Source organism: Nocardioides sp. NPDC004968 (genome assembly GCF_040608935.1).
Taxonomy (GTDB): domain Bacteria; phylum Actinomycetota; class Actinomycetes; order Propionibacteriales; family Nocardioidaceae; genus Nocardioides.
In genome coordinates, this window is record NZ_JBEXJF010000002.1 from 162,543 (window position 1) to 177,712 (window position 15,170).

Annotated in this window: 12 protein-coding genes; 8 read left to right on the forward strand and 4 right to left on the reverse strand. The window is 68.8% G+C overall.

Annotated elements, in window-relative coordinates; all coding sequences use genetic code 11:
• Window positions 1–71: 71 nt before the first annotated feature.
• A complete protein-coding gene (locus tag ABZU72_RS03295) occupies window positions 72–2,417 on the reverse strand; it encodes a hypothetical protein (protein WP_355017484.1) in 2,346 nt (781 codons plus the stop codon).
• Between the two features lie 147 nt (window positions 2,418–2,564).
• On the opposite strand from ABZU72_RS03295, the gene ABZU72_RS03300 reads away from it, so the two are divergent.
• Entirely contained in the window at window positions 2,565–4,502 is a 1,938-nt protein-coding gene (locus ABZU72_RS03300) for a glycosyltransferase (RefSeq protein ID WP_355017485.1), read from the forward strand.
• A gap of 43 nt (window positions 4,503–4,545) precedes the next feature.
• Here the strand turns inward: ABZU72_RS03300 and ABZU72_RS03305 are convergent, their stop codons facing one another.
• The 3 genes from ABZU72_RS03305 to ABZU72_RS03315 all read right to left on the reverse strand — a co-directional run bounded on the left by ABZU72_RS03305 (window position 4,546) and on the right by ABZU72_RS03315 (window position 8,680).
• Window positions 4,546–6,054, reverse strand: coding sequence for a class I SAM-dependent methyltransferase (locus ABZU72_RS03305; protein WP_355017486.1), 1,509 nt, complete (start codon window positions 6,052–6,054; stop codon window positions 4,546–4,548).
• A gap of 75 nt (window positions 6,055–6,129) precedes the next feature.
• Window positions 6,130–7,260 carry an acyltransferase gene (locus ABZU72_RS03310; RefSeq protein WP_355017487.1) on the reverse strand — a complete coding sequence of 377 codons (1,131 nt, stop codon included), beginning with the start codon at window positions 7,258–7,260 and terminating at the stop codon, window positions 6,130–6,132.
• A gap of 4 nt (window positions 7,261–7,264) precedes the next feature.
• Window positions 7,265–8,680 (reverse strand): bifunctional cytidylyltransferase/SDR family oxidoreductase, encoded by a 1,416-nt coding sequence (locus ABZU72_RS03315; protein ID WP_355017488.1) that lies wholly within the window; start codon window positions 8,678–8,680, stop codon window positions 7,265–7,267.
• A gap of 332 nt (window positions 8,681–9,012) precedes the next feature.
• Here ABZU72_RS03315 and ABZU72_RS03320 point away from each other — a divergent pair, with 332 nt between their 5' ends.
• The 7 genes from ABZU72_RS03320 (at window position 9,013) to ABZU72_RS03350 (ending at window position 15,092) form a co-directional block, all read left to right on the forward strand.
• Complete coding sequence (locus tag ABZU72_RS03320) at window positions 9,013–9,933, forward strand: DUF2520 domain-containing protein (protein WP_355017489.1); 921 nt, start codon at window positions 9,013–9,015, stop codon at window positions 9,931–9,933.
• Complete coding sequence (panC, locus tag ABZU72_RS03325) at window positions 9,933–10,799, forward strand: pantoate--beta-alanine ligase (RefSeq protein ID WP_355017490.1); 867 nt, start codon at window positions 9,933–9,935, stop codon at window positions 10,797–10,799. Before ABZU72_RS03320 ends, panC begins: the two co-directional genes overlap by 1 nt.
• On the forward strand, window positions 10,796–11,221 hold the full coding sequence (gene panD / locus ABZU72_RS03330) for an aspartate 1-decarboxylase (RefSeq protein ID WP_355017491.1): 426 nt from the start codon (window positions 10,796–10,798) through the stop codon (window positions 11,219–11,221). The genes panC and panD overlap by 4 nt, the downstream gene beginning before the upstream one ends.
• Window positions 11,222–11,230: 9 nt before the next feature.
• Window positions 11,231–12,922, forward strand: a complete 1,692-nt coding sequence (locus ABZU72_RS03335) for an L-aspartate oxidase (RefSeq protein WP_355017492.1) — start codon at window positions 11,231–11,233, stop codon at window positions 12,920–12,922.
• Window positions 12,922–13,851: a carboxylating nicotinate-nucleotide diphosphorylase gene (nadC, locus tag ABZU72_RS03340; RefSeq protein ID WP_355017493.1), complete on the forward strand. Its 930-nt coding sequence runs from the start codon at window positions 12,922–12,924 to the stop codon at window positions 13,849–13,851. Before ABZU72_RS03335 ends, nadC begins: the two co-directional genes overlap by 1 nt.
• A gap of 11 nt (window positions 13,852–13,862) precedes the next feature.
• The gene (locus ABZU72_RS03345; protein WP_355017494.1) at window positions 13,863–14,645 is read left to right on the forward strand and encodes a type III pantothenate kinase; all 783 of its coding nucleotides are present in this window, start codon (window positions 13,863–13,865) and stop codon (window positions 14,643–14,645) included.
• A 123-nt stretch (window positions 14,646–14,768) separates the two neighbouring features.
• On the forward strand, window positions 14,769–15,092 hold the full coding sequence (locus ABZU72_RS03350; RefSeq protein ID WP_141801691.1) for an Lsr2 family protein: 324 nt from the start codon (window positions 14,769–14,771) through the stop codon (window positions 15,090–15,092).
• Window positions 15,093–15,170 lie beyond the last annotated feature (78 nt).

Consider the following 15,170-nt stretch of genomic DNA (forward strand, 5'->3'; position numbering starts at 1 on the left):
TCACAAAAGCAGCGATGGCGCGTCCCCTTGCGGGGCGCGCCATCGCTGCTTTCTAGGGCCTCAGGCCAGGATCACGGCAGCCGGGCGAGAGCCGGCTTGGCCACCGCGGTCTTGCCGGGGATCGCGTTCCAGCGCTCCGGCAGGACCGCGCGGTGCGGGCCGACCTCGAGGAGAAGCACGTTGCGGTAGGTCATCCCGTACGTCTCGACATAGGGCGCCAGCGAGGTGAGCAGGTCCTGAGTGCGCCACTGAGCGGCGTCGAGCACGAGCACGTCGATGTCGAAGGCGTCGAAGTCGAAGGCATGCCGCTGGTGGCCGTCCCGACGCAGCTCGGCCGCCTCGGTGGTGCGCTCGGCCTGCTTGTTGGCGGCGGCGTGGATCTGCTGGAAACCGCTGACCGCGCGCGTGCCGACGACGTCGGCGGCAGCCACCAGGTTGCCCTCCAGGTCGGTGTCGGCGAGCCCGGCGATGTCCTCGGTCAGCACCGCGGAGACCGGAAGGATGACGAGCTTGTCGACGTCGGGGAGCAGGTCGGCGACCACGAGCCGCTCGACCTGGCCGATCGGGAGCGTGCTGCCGTCGGGCTGCTTGATGCCGTCGAAGCCGGACACGTCCAGGGCGCTGAGCGTGATCCCCGGCCGGGCGAGCTCGTCGAGCCGCAGGTCGGTGCCACCGGTCTGGACCCACAGGTGGACCGGACGGGACGAGTAGGCGGCGATGGACTTGATCAGCCGGCGCAGCTTCGGGCGCTGCTTCGGACGGGCCGAGACGGCGACGTGGATCGCGTCGGCCGGGACCTGCTCCGGGGTGCTGACCGAGTTGCTGCGTACGTCCTCGGCGATCGAGCTGACCAGCTCGCCCACCTTGCGGGCACCGGCCCGGCGCTCACGGGCGATCTCGACCTCGGCGGCGTTCATCTCGCGCCACTGCGTGTAGACCTCCTCGACGCTGGCGCCGGAGAAGATCTTGGTGAGGATCGTCTCGAGCCGGTCGTTCATGCTCTCCCGGATGCCGTCGAACTCGGCAGGGGTGAGCGGGTTGAGGCCGGCGAAGCGCGGGTCGGAGAGGTTCTTCGGGCGGAAGTCGATGTCGATGCCGATGCTGCGACCGGGCAGGTAGCAGTGCAGGCGGCTGGTGACCAGCTTGCGGTGGTCGCGACGGTAGCCCTCGAGCATCGTGATCGCGTCGTCGATGTTCTGCACGAACGGCCGGAAGCGGACCTCGTCGAGGCCGCCCTGGGCGTAGGTCGGGGCGCCCTCGGGGATGGTGCCGTCGAAGACGTCGACGTAGCCGACCGGCGCGTCCGGGCCGGGCAGCTCGGTGGCGTCGGGGAAGACCGTCGAGACCGTGGTGGTGAGGCAGCCGGAGAAGAAGGCGGGCACGCCGACGGAGAGCAGGATGTCGACGGTCGTCCAGTCGCGGCAGCCGATCGGGGCGTACTTCTTGAGGTATTCGATCGTCTCGTCGGTCATCATGGCGCGGGTGCTGCAGTGGAACGAGACGAAGATCGGGCGCAGGTTCTTGTGGAATGGCATCCCGTAGCGCATCTCGAAGATCGGGTGCATGTACCACCCGAAGCCGAGCATCCAGGTGTCCTTCGGGACCGGCTGGTACATCGACGCGTCGCGCTGCAGGGTCATCAGCTGGACCTTGGCGGACAGGCCCTCGCGGACGCGCTCGGGGCGGACCCGCTCGCGCAGCCGGTTGGCCATGTCGTCGAGCTCGGACTCGCCGGTGAACTCGAGGTCGCGGTGGCGCACCACGTGACCGAGCGAGGCGACGGTCTGGACGTGGTCGCCGATGTTGGCGGAGGCGCGGGAGCGGCCGGGGTGGCCGTAGTCGACGACGGCGTAGGAGACGGTGCCCTCCGGCGCGGCCGGAGCGTCGGGCTCGTCGTTGTCGGCCGCCACCCACGGGTGCAGCCAGTCACGGCTCTCGACGACCCACTTGGTGTCGCCGTTGGTGCCGTCGCCGACGGCCTCGTCGAGCCGGGCGTAGAGGCTGCGGGCCAGCTCCTGGTCGCCGAAGCCGAAGACGCGGCTGGTCATCGCGAGCCACGCGCGGCCCGGGACGTACGCCGCGCCGGACGCGGCGAGGTCGCGCAGGGTCGCGCGGGTCGCCTCGGGGTCGACGTGGAGGCCGGACATGACGTACTCGTCGGCGGCCTTCGCGGCCCACTCCTCCACCGGGATGCCCTGGAAGAGGGCCCAGGCGCGCTCGTAGAAGCCGCCACCGGCGGCGTTGACCGCACCGTCGAGATCAGCGGCGACGACGAGCGGTTCGACCTCGATGGAGATCGGCGCCGGCTTAGAGTCCTGCGGCGCACCCTCCGAGATGGACGGGACGCGAGCGGTCAGGCTCTGACGCAGGCGCTCGGGAAGCAGCTGGCGAGCGAGTCGTCGAGCTGGGCTGGCCATGGGACTCCTTCATTGATGGTTCGACGCAGTGTCGTCGGGCGGAGCCGCGATGTTCGCGGTCCGTTCACACGTTTCCCCCTATGATCCCGGCCGGATATCCTGCCCGAAGAATCGGCAATCCCCAAAGACGCCGACTAATCTCTGCGCATGCCGATCCCCAACCCCCACGAGCAGGTCGCGTTCCCCGAGGGCCGCTACCTCACGATGTGCAACGAGATCGCGACCAAGTTCGGTGGACAGACGCGGGCGATGATCATGCGCAACCGCCTGATCACCCAGCACACCGGGATCCCGACCACGCTGCTGACCACCGAGTCGAAGCCCGTCTACGACGAGGTGCGCGAGGTGCTGCGCGAGTCGGGCCAGCTGGTCGAGGGCATGGACCTCCTCAACCTCTACGAGTGGTACCGGCTGAACACCCCGACCGACGCGCCGGACGAGTCCGTGGCCGCGCTCGGGGGCCAGTTGGGCGAGGTGGCCGGCACGACCATCTCGGACGTACTCCATCCCGACGGCACCGTCTACTACACCGCCCACTCGCAGTCCGGGAAGGACCTGGCGCGCGACTACCGTCGCGCCGACGGGTCGATCTACCTGCGGGCGCCGGGTCCGGGTGCCCCGGCCGCGTCCCGGGTGCCGTACATCCTCACCGACGCCGAGGGGCTCCCGATCCGGTCGTGGGAGACCGTGGGCGGCTGGCTGTGGCACTGGCTCGAGCTGCTCGCCGGCGACGCCGAGCGGGTCTTCTTCGTGACCGACTCCCGGTTCGCGCTGCGTGACGTCATGCCCCGCCAGGACGACCGCTTCTACTTCCTCCACCTCATGCACAACAACCATGTCGTGAAGGAACGGCGCTGGAACTCCCAGCTCTCGGGCAAGTACGCCCCGCTGCTCGACAACATCCACGAGTACGACGCGCTGGTGAACCTGACCCATCGTCAGTCGGAGCACATCGCGATGCGCTACGGCTCGACCTCGCACCGGTTCGTGGTGCCCAACCCGGTCGAGCTGCCGGTGCTGCCCGAGACGATGCCTCAGCGGGAGCCGGCGACGTTCGTCACCGTCGCCCGGCTCGAGCCGCAGAAGCGCCTCGAGCACGCCATCAAGGCCTTCGCGAAGGTGATCGAGAAGCGTCCGGAGGCCAAGTTCCAGATCTACGGTGACGGCAAGCTCTACAAGCCGCTCGCCGACCTGATCGAGACCCTCGACGTCGGCAAGAACGTCCAGCTCATGGGTCACGACCCGCGAGCCAAGGAAGCGCTGCTGCACGCCACCGGGTTCATCATGACCAGCGTCAACGAGGGCTACCCGCTGGCGACCCTCGAGTCGCTCTCCTTCGGCTGCCCGGTGATCAGCTACGACATCAACTACGGTCCGCGCGAGCAGATCAGCGACGGGGTCGACGGCTTCATCGTCGAGGCCGAGGACATGGACGCGGTCGCCGAGCGCTGCATCCAGATGATCGACGCCCCCGAGAAGGTGGCCGAGATGTCCCGCAAGGCCCTGGAGAAGGCGAGCAAGCACGACTGGCGCGCCTTCCTCGATGACTGGCGGGTCGCCTTCGAGGGCGCCGTCGCGCAGCGGCCGGGCCGGATCGAGAAGGCACGCGCCCGGCTCGACGTCCACGCCCTCGGCTGGGCGCGCCCGATGCCCGAGGGCGTCGCGACTCGACTGCCGGGTCCGGCCAGCCGCCTGGGCCGCACCCAGGCCAGCTCGGCCGCCTTCCGTGACTCTCGTACGCTCCGCTTCGACGCCATGCTCACCGTGATGGGGGAGTGGCCGAAGGGTGTGATGGCGGACCGCATCGTCACCCTCGACGCCGTCTGCAACGAGACCGGCGAGGTGGCCGCGCTGCCGCTCGAGGTCTCGTCCGAGGGCCGGGGCGAGTTCCGGCTCGCCTCCAGGTTCGACCTCGCGGAGGTCTTCGAGGAGTTCTCGGAGAGGGCACGCAACCTCGACCTACGGCTCCGGTTCACGGTCCACAACTGGAACTGGGAGACCAAGCTCGGCCGGCCGCGCGAGGTGCGCCCGAACTTCGAGGTGTCGTTCGGTCCGAACGACGTCCTTCACCTGCAGCGACGCTGACCGGCGGGCGTCAGGCTCCGGATCTGTGTGTAGGAATACCCGGTTAACCGGGTATTCCTACACGTACGACGTGTAACTTCGTACGCCGCTCCATCCGGAACCCGGGACGGTCCTTGAAATACTCGTCGACCGCGTCGCGGCACCCGCTGTAGTGGAAGTAGTCGTCGAGCACGATCCGTCCGCCCACGACCAGGTGGGGGGCGATCCGCTCCAAGCACGTCATCGTCGACTCGTACCAGTCACCGTCGAGGTGGGCGAAGGCGACCGGCTCGTCGATCTTCAGCGTGTCCTGGAACAGGCCCTGCACCAGCTCGACGTTGTGCTGCGCCGGATCGATCCCGTGCCTGGTGAATGAGGCGATCACCTCGTCATAGAGGTTGTCGCGATAGCCGTAGTAGGTCTCTCCGCCGATCCCCTTCGACGTGCCGCTGACGATCTTCCGGTAGCGCTTGTGCACGTCGTCGCCGTCGCGCTCGGATGGCTCCGGGATCATCCCGAAGACGTCGTAGACCCTCATCGGCCGCTTCGGGTCCTTCGCCGCGGCCATCACGATCGAGGAGCCGCCGAGCGCCGCCCCGGTCTCGATGATCAGGCCGGGCCGGGCCCGGATATCGGCGTCCAGCACCTGGCGGGCGAGCACCTGCAGGTTCTCGGGCTTGAGGTAGGTCAGGTGCTCGGCGCGGACACCGTCGAGGACGGTGCGGACCTCGGCCGGAATGGGGAGGTCGACCAGCGGGTCGCGCAGGGACTCCCGGGTGCGTACGGTCTCCGTCCTCAGCCTCTCGACCTCGGCCTGGAGCTCGGCCATGGTCGGCGTGGCCTTCGTCTGGCTCTTCGTCTCGGCCTCCGGCTGCTTCGATGCGGGTGGCGTCCCGTCGGCGGGCTTACGCGCGACCACGACGTAGTTCTTCGGCATCCCGCGCTCGAGGCGGCGGCCGGAGACCTCCAGCCGTGCGTAGAGACGGCTGAGCCGGAGCGCGAGCTTCCGGTTGAGGAGCACGATCGGGGCGACGTAGGCGAGCTTCCAGCGCAGGCCGCGCCCGCGGAGCTCTCCGACGTTGGCGGGGAGGTTCTTCGCCATCATCTGGTAGCTGTAGGCGACCGTCCCGAAGTAGCCCTCGAGCCAGTTCATCCTGGCGATCTCGAAGCCCGCCTCCTCGAACATCTTCCGCAGCGAGAACTGGGTGTAGCGGAAGAAGTCGTAGGGCTTCTGGTGCTCGGCGAAGAAGAGGGGCGCGGAGAGGAAGATCCGCCCTCCCGGCTTGAGTACGCGGTAGAGCTCCGCGATGGCCTTCTCCGGCTCGGGCACGTGCTCGAGGACCTGGTTGCAGATCACCCGGTCGAAGCTGCCGTCATCGACCGGGATGTCGGTGATGTCGCAGACGTAGTCCAGCGGTGCGTACGCCGAGCTCAGCTGGGCGAAGTCAGCAGCCTCGTAGTGGGCGTGCTTGAACAGCTTCCGGTAGGGCGAGCGGCCCGCACCGGCGTCGAGGACACGCATGCCACGCTTGGTGCCTTTGGCGAAGCGCGCCATCTCCTGGCGGAGACGCACTCGGGATGGATTGATGTGCCGGGGCTGAACCGTTGTGCCGCGATCCTGCCGGGCTCTGGGCCACATGGAGCGACATTAGCGCCCCTGAAGCGGAGTCTCCCGTAAACCACGCAGGACGGCGTCGCGCACCGGGTCGTGGAGGCGGCGCTCGACGAGGTAGTGGAGCGCGACGGCCAGCACGAGGGCGGTCGATACGGCAGCGGCCAGGACCACGTACTCGTCGTAGCGGCCGTGGAACATGTCGATGATCCAGAACGCGAACTGCGCGTGGATCAGGTAGAGCGGATAGGTCAGCGCTCCGAGGGTCGTCAGGAAGCGCGCCTCCACCCGGCCCAGCGGACCGGCCGAGACCAGCCAGACGAGCGCCGCGAATCCCACGATCGCCCAGCCGGTGATCACCGGCGAGACGGTGGCGCCGACGAGCTCCGTGGCCCGGTCGGCGTACTCCGTCGCCTGGCGGATGCCCAGGATCACGTTGTAGGCCACCGCGAGCCAGGCGATGAACGAGTTGCCGAACCGGTAGATCAGGAACAACGCCATGCCCATCGCGAAGAACGGGGCGTACTCGGCGAACAGGAGCGAGTTGAGCATGCCGGAGTCGGTGGCGCGGGCGATCTGGGCCAGCAGCGGCCACAGGAACACGACCGCGATCACGCGCTGCTTGGTGATTCCGACGAGCAGGAAGACGCCGATCAGCAGGTAGAACTTGAGCTCGATCCAGAGCGTCCAGAAGGCACCCTGGGCACTGAGTACGTTCCAGGCGTCCTGCGTCATCGTCATGTTGATCAGGCCGCCGACGAACCCCTGGTCACGGCCGCCCTTCCAGTAGGCCTGGAGGACCAGCGTGATGATGACGGCGACCCAGTAGGCCGGGAACAGCCGGGCGACGCGGGACGAGACGAAACGGGGCAGGTCGCGACCCCACGCGGTCATCAGGATCACGAAGCCGCTGATGATGAAGAAGAGCTCCACGCCGAGGTAGCCGTAGCGGGTGACGTGGTTGAGGGTCGGGAAGACCTCCCGGGGATCGAGACCCCAGTAAGGGGTCGCGATGCCGGTGAGGTGGTAGCCGACGACGACGGCTGCCGCGATGAAGCGGAGCGCGTCGAGCGCGCCGAGGCGGGATCGGCGTACGGCCTTCTTCGGCTCGGGCGTGGGTGTCGAGGCGGGGGCCGTGTCCGCGGAGACGGTCGGGGCGCTGGTCATCGGGTCAGTTCCCGGCCGCAGCGTCCAGGGCCTCCTGGATCGGGTCGATGCGGCGCAGGTCGATGACGTGGCCGGTGCTCGACGCGATCAGGGTGTCCAGCGAGGCCCGGGCGACCGCCTTTGACTCCAGCAGCGTGTGGGACGGCTCCTGGCCGAACGCCTTGGTGCGCATCGGGGTGCCGGTGCGCTCGGGGTTGATCGCGTTGACGCGTACGCCCTGGTCGGCCCACTCGTCGGCGAGGGCCTGGGTCAGGTTGACCGTGGCCGCCTTCGCGGAGGAGTAGAGCGCGTAGCCGCGGCGACCGCGGGTGTAGGAGCTCGAGGTGAAGAAGAGGAGCGAGCCCTTCGCCCGGGCGAGGTAGGGGAAGAACTCCTGGGCGATCAGGACCGGCGCGATGTAGTTGATCTCGGTCGCGCTGTAGATCGTCTCCTCCGAGACGGTGGCGAGCTCGCCACGCGGCAGCACGCCAGCGGTGTTGACCACGAAGTCGATCGAACCGAAGCGCTTGCCGGCGTCGGCCGCCGCGGCGACGATGTCGGCCCGCTTGGCGACGTCGGTGCTGGTGGCCGAGCGGCTGTAGGAGGCGACGTTGGCGCCGTAGGACTCGGCCAGCTCCGCGATGTCGGCGCCGATGCCGTAGCTGCCGCCGAAGACGACCATGTTCTTGCCCTCGAGGGCGGCCCGGTAGTCGGCCTCGTCCTTCTGCGGGAACTGCTGGTGAGCGGTGAGCTGGAAGAGCTTGTCGGCGATGTAGACGTCGATCGGCTCGGTGACCTTCATGTTCTGCTCGTGACCGTCGACCACCCAGATCTTGGTCTCGGGCAGGTACTTCAGCACGACGCTGCAGTCGTCGGTCGCCTTGAACTTCGGGTCCTGGTCGGCGATCTCGTAGGCCCGCTTCAGGGTCGAGGCGAGGAAGGCCTGCGGGGTCTGGCCGCGGCGCAGCCGCGAGCGGTCCGGGATCTGCGAGATGGTGTTGTCGTCGTTGAGCTCGATGATCGTGTCCGCGGACGGGATGGCCACGTCGACGGCCTGGTAGGTCACCAGCGCCTTGAAGCAGTCGGTGATGACGTCCTCGCTGAGCAGCGGACGTACGGCGTCGTGGAGCAGTACGTTGCAGTCCTCGCCCTCGGGGAGGGCGGCCAGGGCGAGCTTGGTCGTCTCGTTGCGGGTGTCGGCGCCCTCGAGGATCTTGGAGACCTTCGGGTAGCGACCGTCGCGGGTCATCGCGTGCACGGCGTCGAGGTGGCCGGGGGCCATCAGGATGATGATCTCGTCGATCTGCGGGTGGCGGTCGAGCACGCCGAGGGTGTGCTCCATGATCGGCATGCCTGCGATCTTGATGAGCTGCTTCGGGATGTCGAGACCCACGCGGGAGCCCACACCGCCGGCAAGCAGCACGGCAACGTTACGAAGCACTGAACTCTGACCCTTTGATAGATGACGAGGAGCCGTGGATTCTTCCACGATGCGCGGGAATGACTCCAATGCTGGGTGCGAGGTGATACCGAGCCGTTGGTTCGGCGTGTGATCCGCGGCGGCCGTACGCCGGTGTGATGGCAGTCACGGCAGCTTGATGTTTCGGAAGGATGTCCGGCGGCGTACCTTTGTTTCGTCTTCGCTGAAGCGAAGCCCGAAGCGTTACTGCTCGGTCACGGTGGCCGAGGAGACAGGCACAACGTCTGGTACCCATCCCGGCTCCGCTCACAAGGGGGAGTGGTCGGAGGGACTGGAACGAAAGGTCTACAACCATGAACCCACTCAGGGTGGGCGTCGTCGGCGCGGGTCGCGTCGGGGCCGTCCTAGCAGCCGCGCTGCAGTCCGCGGGTCACGAGATCGTGGCTGTCGCGGGAGAGTCGGATGCCTCTCGCGCGCGCATCGCCGCGCTTCTCCCGGGGGTCCCGGTCGAGAAGCCGACCGCTGTCGCTCGCGCGTGCGACCTCCTTCTTCTCACCGTCCCCGACGACATGCTCGGCAACGTCGTCAAGACGATGACCGACGCCGGCGCGATCCGGCCCGGGATGTACGTCGCGCACACCTCCGGCCGCCATGGCCTGGCGATCCTCGAGCCGGCCGCCGCGATCGGCGCCCACGTGATGGCCGTCCACCCGGCGATGACCTTCTCCGGCACCTCGGTCGACCTCGCCCGCCTCACCGGCTGCGTCTTCGGCCTGACCGCCGCCACTCCCGCCGACCGGGCCTTCGCCGAAGCACTGGTCCATGATCTCGGCGGCAAGCCGATGTGGGTGCCCGAGGAGATGCGGACGCTCTACCACGCCGGGCTCGCCCACGGCGCGAACCACCTGGTCACCCTGGTCACCGAGGCGATGGAGATCCTCGCCGCCGCCGGCGCCACCGACCCCGCGGGCACGCTGCGGCCGCTGTTGACGGCCGCCCTCGACAACGCCCTGGACCACGGCGACGCCGCGCTGACCGGTCCGATCGTCCGCGGCGACGTCGGCACGGTGGCCGCCCACCTCGACGACATCCGCACCAACGCTCCGCAGACCCTGGCGTCGTACGTCTCCATGGCGCGGGCCACGCTCGACCGGGCCGTCTCCGACGGGCGGCTTCTGCCCATCCGGGCGCTCAAGATCAAGAACCTGCTCGATGATGCAGACAAGGCCGCTGTGCAGCCCCTCCCGCGTCCGATCCACACCTGGGACCAGTGATGAGCGAACTGGCATCGACCCGCGAAGAGCTCGCAAAGCTCCTCGACCCCGCCCGTCGCGAGGGCACTCCCGTCGGGTTCGTGCCCACCATGGGTGCGCTCCACGAGGGCCACGCGTCGCTGATGCGCGTCGCCCGCGAGCGGGTCGGCGGCGGCCCCGTCGTCGTCTCGATCTTCGTCAACCCGCTGCAGTTCGGCGCGGGGGAGGACCTCGACCGCTACCCGCGCACGCTCGAGGCCGACCTCGAGGTCTGCGAGCGTGAGGGCGTCGACGTCGTCTTCGCGCCGTCGGTGGACGAGGTCTATCCCGGCGGGCTGCCGCAGGTGACCGTGGCCCCCGGCGACCTCGGTGACGTGCTCGAGGGCAAGACCCGGCCGGGCCACTTCGGCGGTGTGCTCACCGTCGTCGCGAAGCTGTTCGGGCTGGTCAAGCCCGATGTCGCCGTCTTCGGTCAGAAGGACTACCAGCAGCTCGCGCTGATCCGCCGGATGTCGGCCGACCTGTGCCTCGGCGTCGACGTCGTCGGCGCGCCCACGCAGCGCGAGCCCGACGGTCTGGCGCTCTCCTCGCGCAACCGCTACCTCTCGCCCGAGCAGCGGGAGGAGGCGACGACCCTGTCGCGGGCGCTCTACGCCGCCCAGCGCGAGGCCGCCCACGGAGTCGAGGCCGCGCTCCAGGCGGCACGCGCCGAGCTGCGTCGGGCGAAGGGGGTCGACGTGGACTACCTCGTGGTCACCGACCCCGCGCTGGCAGAGCTGCCCGCCAACCCGGAGCCGGCCACCGAAGCCCGGATCCTCGTCGCCGCCCGCGTCGGCACCACTCGACTCATCGACAACATGAGCCTCACGATCGGAGCATCCCGATGACTCGTCTGCGCACCATGATGACCGGCAAGATCCACCGCGCCACGGTCACCCAGGCAGACCTCCACTACGTCGGCTCGGTCACCGTCGACGCCGACCTCCTCGACGCCGCGGACATCCTCCCCGGCGAGCTGGTCTCCATCGTCGACATCACCAACGGTGCCCGCCTGGAGACCTACACGATCGCGGGCGAGCGCGGCAGCGGCGTACTCGGTATCAACGGGGCCGCCGCCCATCTGGTCCACCCCGGCGACCTGGTCATCCTGATCGCGTACGCGCAGATGACCACCGAGGAGGCGAAGGCTTTCGAGCCGCACGTCGTGCACGTCGACGAGGTCAACCACATCATCGCGCTCGGCTCCGACAGGAGCGAGCCGGTTCCAGGGACCGACCAGATGCGTGGGCCGCTCGTTCTCACGCAGTAGCGTGCGGCTATGAACATGCAGCTGCTCTCCGCCCGCGATCCGGGCTGGACCGAGTGGGCAGACGTGATCGTGGTGGGCTCGGGGATCGCCGGGCTGACCGCGGCGCTGCGGCTGAAGGACCAGGTCGAGCGGGTCGCCGTCGTCACCAAGGACGAGCTCAAGGCCGGTTCGACGCAGTGGGCCCAGGGCGGCATCGCGGCGGCTCTCGGCGAGGGCGACACCCCTGCTCAGCACGAGGTCGACACGCTCGTGGCAGGCGCCGGGGCGTGCGACCTGGAGGCCGTACGCGTCCTGGTCGGTGAGGGCGCCGAGGCGGTCCGCGAGCTGATCGAGTGGGGTGCCGAGTTCGACAAGGACCCCTCCGGCAACCTCTCGCTCACCCGTGAGGGCGGCCATCGAAGGGACCGGATCGCGCACGCCGACGGCGACGCGACCGGTGCCGAGATCCAGCGCGCGCTGATGGAGGCCGTCCGGCGGGCGCCGGAGATCCTGGTCTTCGAGCACGCGATGGTCGTCGACCTGCTGACTGCCACCGACGGCGGTGTCGCCGGCCTGACCATCCACGTGATGGGCGAGGGCGATGCCGACGGCGTCGGCATCGTGCGTACCCGTGCTGTCGTGCTCGCCTCCGGCGGTCTCGGCCAGGTGTTCTCGCAGACCACCAACCCCGCCGTCGCCACCGCCGACGGGATGGCGATCGCGCTGCGGGCCGGTGCGACCCTGCGCGACCTCGAGTTCGTCCAGTTCCACCCCACCGTGATGTATCTGGGCGAGGACTCCCGCGGTCAGCAACCGCTGATCTCCGAGGCCGTACGCGGCGAGGGCGCCTTCCTGGTCGACTGGGACGGCAACCGGCTGATGGAGGGCGTGCACGAGCTCGGCGACCTGGCTCCGCGCGACATCGTCTCCAAGGCGATCATGAAGCGGATGCTGGAGACCGGACACCCCAACATGTGGCTCGACGCCCGTCACCTCGGTCGTGAGTTCTGGGAGAAACGGTTCCCCAACATCCTCGCCTCCTGCGAACAGCACGGCGTCGACCCGTCCGTCGATCTGATCCCCGTCGCCCCGGCGTGCCACTACGCCTCGGGCGGCGTACGCACCGACCTGTGGGGCCGCTCGGACGTGCCCGGGCTCTACGCCACCGGCGAGGTCGCCTGCAGCGGTGTCCACGGCGCCAACCGGCTCGCCTCCAACTCGCTGCTCGAGGGGCTGGTCTTCTCGCGCCGCATCGCCGAGGTCCTGCCCGGCGAGCTGCGGCAGCTGGAGGATCCGGCCCCTGGTCCCGGCACCGGGCGCGCGCTCGTCCCCGGCACCGCGCTCAAGCAACTGCAGGAGACCATGACGACCAAGGTCGGCGTCCTCCGCAACGCGACGGGTCTCGCCGAGGCGATCGACGAGCTCGAGCAGCTCGGGGGCACCCCGGCGACCGAGATCGACCCGGCCGCCTGGGAGGCGACCAATCTGCTGACCGTCTCGCTCGCGCTGGCGACGTCCGCACTGCTGCGCGAGGAGACCCGCGGCTCCCACTGGCGCGAGGACTTCGCCGAGCGCGACGACGCCGAGTTCGCCGGCCACTTCGACCTGAGACTCCGGGACGGCGAGACTGTCGCCATCTTCACCCCGGCCCCAGCGACCGACCCGTCCCAGACCCCGTCCCAACCAACCCAGTCAACCCAGTCAAACCTGGCAGGAGCCTGATGACCATCCGACGCGTGCCCTTCGACGAGATCCCGCAGCCGCTGCGCGACGAGCTGACCAAGGCCGGCCTGGACGCCGGCGAGGTCTACGACGCCGTAGAGCTCGCTCTCGACGAGGACCTGCCCACGTCCGCTCCCGGGGAGATGCCCAGCGAGGACGTCACCTCGGTGGCCACCATCGCCCCCGACTCGACCGGGATCGGCGTCTTCGCCGCTCGTGAGGAGGGTGTCGTGGCCGGCCTCGGCGTGGCCGAGCTCGTCTTCGCGTACGTCATGGGTGACTCGGTCACGGTCACCGACCGCGTCAAGGACGGCTCGAAGGTGAAGGCCGGGGACGTCATCATGCGGATCGCCGGGCCGACCCGCGGGCTGCTGACCGCGGAGCGTACGGCGCTCAACTACGCCTCTCACCTCTCCGGCGTCGCCACCGGCGTCGCGGCCTGGACCGAGGCGCTGGAAGGGACCGGCGCGCAGGTCCTCGACACCCGCAAGACGCTGCCCGGCTTCCGGGCGCTGGAGAAATACGCCGTACGTTGTGGCGGCGGCGCCAACCACCGGATGTCGCTCTCCGACATGGCGCTGGTCAAGGACAACCACATCGTCGCCGCGGGTGGCGCGGTGCAGGCCTATGAGGCCGTGAAGTTCGCCTACCCGGACGTGCCGATCGAGGTCGAGGTGACCACCCTCGAGGAGCTCAAGGCGCTCCTCGACGCCGGTTGCGGCCGGATCATGCTCGACAACATGTCGACCGCGACGATGAAGGAAGCCGTCGAGATCACCGCCGGGCGTGCGGTGCTCGAGGCCTCCGGCGGGCTGACCCTGGACCGGGCCCGCGAGGTCGCCGAGACCGGTGTCGACTATCTCTCCGTCGGTGCGCTGACCCACTCGGTGAAGGTCTTCGACATCGGCTTCGACCTGTCCGAGGGCTGAGGCGTCCCGTCATGTCCCTGCTCGCTGTCAACATCGGCAACAGCCACACGGTCATCGGGCTGATAGCCGACGGCGTCGTGTCCGCGGACTGGCGGGTCTCCACGCTCGAGCACCGGACCGCCGACGAGTGGTGGGCGCTGCTGCGGGGAATTCTCGGCGACACGTTGGTGGCGAATGTGGACGGCGTAGTCGTGTGCGCGACGGTGCCCTCGGTCCTGCACGAGTGGCGCGAGATGATCGCCCGCCATCTCGGCTCGATCGAGAGCGTGGTGGTCGAGCCCGGCGTACGCTCCGGCATCCCGATCCTCATGGACAACCCGCGCGAGGTCGGCACCGACCGGATCGCCAACGCGGTCGCGGCGATGGCGATCCACGGCGGCCCCGCGATCGTGGTCGACTTCGGTGGCACGGCGACGACCTTCGACGTGGTCAACGCCGCGGGACAGTACGTCGGTGGCGCGATCCTGCCCGGGATCGAGCTGTCGCTGGAGGCGCTGGGGCGGCGCGGTGCCCAGCTGCGCAAGGTCGAGCTCGCCCGCCCGCGGTCGGTGATCGCCAAGAACACGGTCGAGGCGCTGCAGTCCGGAATGGTCTTCGGGGTCGCCGCGCAGGTCGAAGGTCTGGTCGCTCGGATCATCGCCGAGCTGGGTGACTCCGCCGAGGAAGTGACCGTGATTGCGACCGGCTATCTGGCTGAGTTCGTTCTCGACGAGAGTAAATGCTTCTCGGCGCATTCTCCGTGGCTGACGATGCAAGGACTGGAACTCATATTCCAGCGAAATGCCGTTCGTTAGTCTTTTCAGTATGCCGACCTGTTGATTCATCCGGATCGTATGTAATGCTATGGGCATCTCGCTTAACGGCGATGGCTATATTCGGCCCGTTTCCGGGTGAAGAAGAGCAGTGAAGGTAGGAACATGGCTAAGAAGGTTCAGATCATCCTCGAGGATGACATCGATGGCTCGGAAGCTGCTGAGACGGTGTCTTTTGCCCTGGACGGCACGTCCTACGAGATTGATCTCAGCGATGCCAATGCGGCAAAGCTTCGTGATTCTCTCGCGCTCTTCGTCGGCCATGCCCAGAAGGTGAGCGGCCGTCGCGGCAGCGCCAAGAAGGCGCCCGCCGCCGGTGGCTCGACCCCGAAGGTCATGCGCGAGTGGGGGAAGGCCAACGGTTACACCGTTCCCGACCGTGGTCGCATTCCGGCCGACGTCCGAGCGGCTTTCGAAGCGGCTCACTGACAAACCGGTCTCACCGCACCGAACGTCCGGCTGTCGCGCCCTCCGGGGCGCGGCAGCCGACTTTGTGTGAGGTCGGCT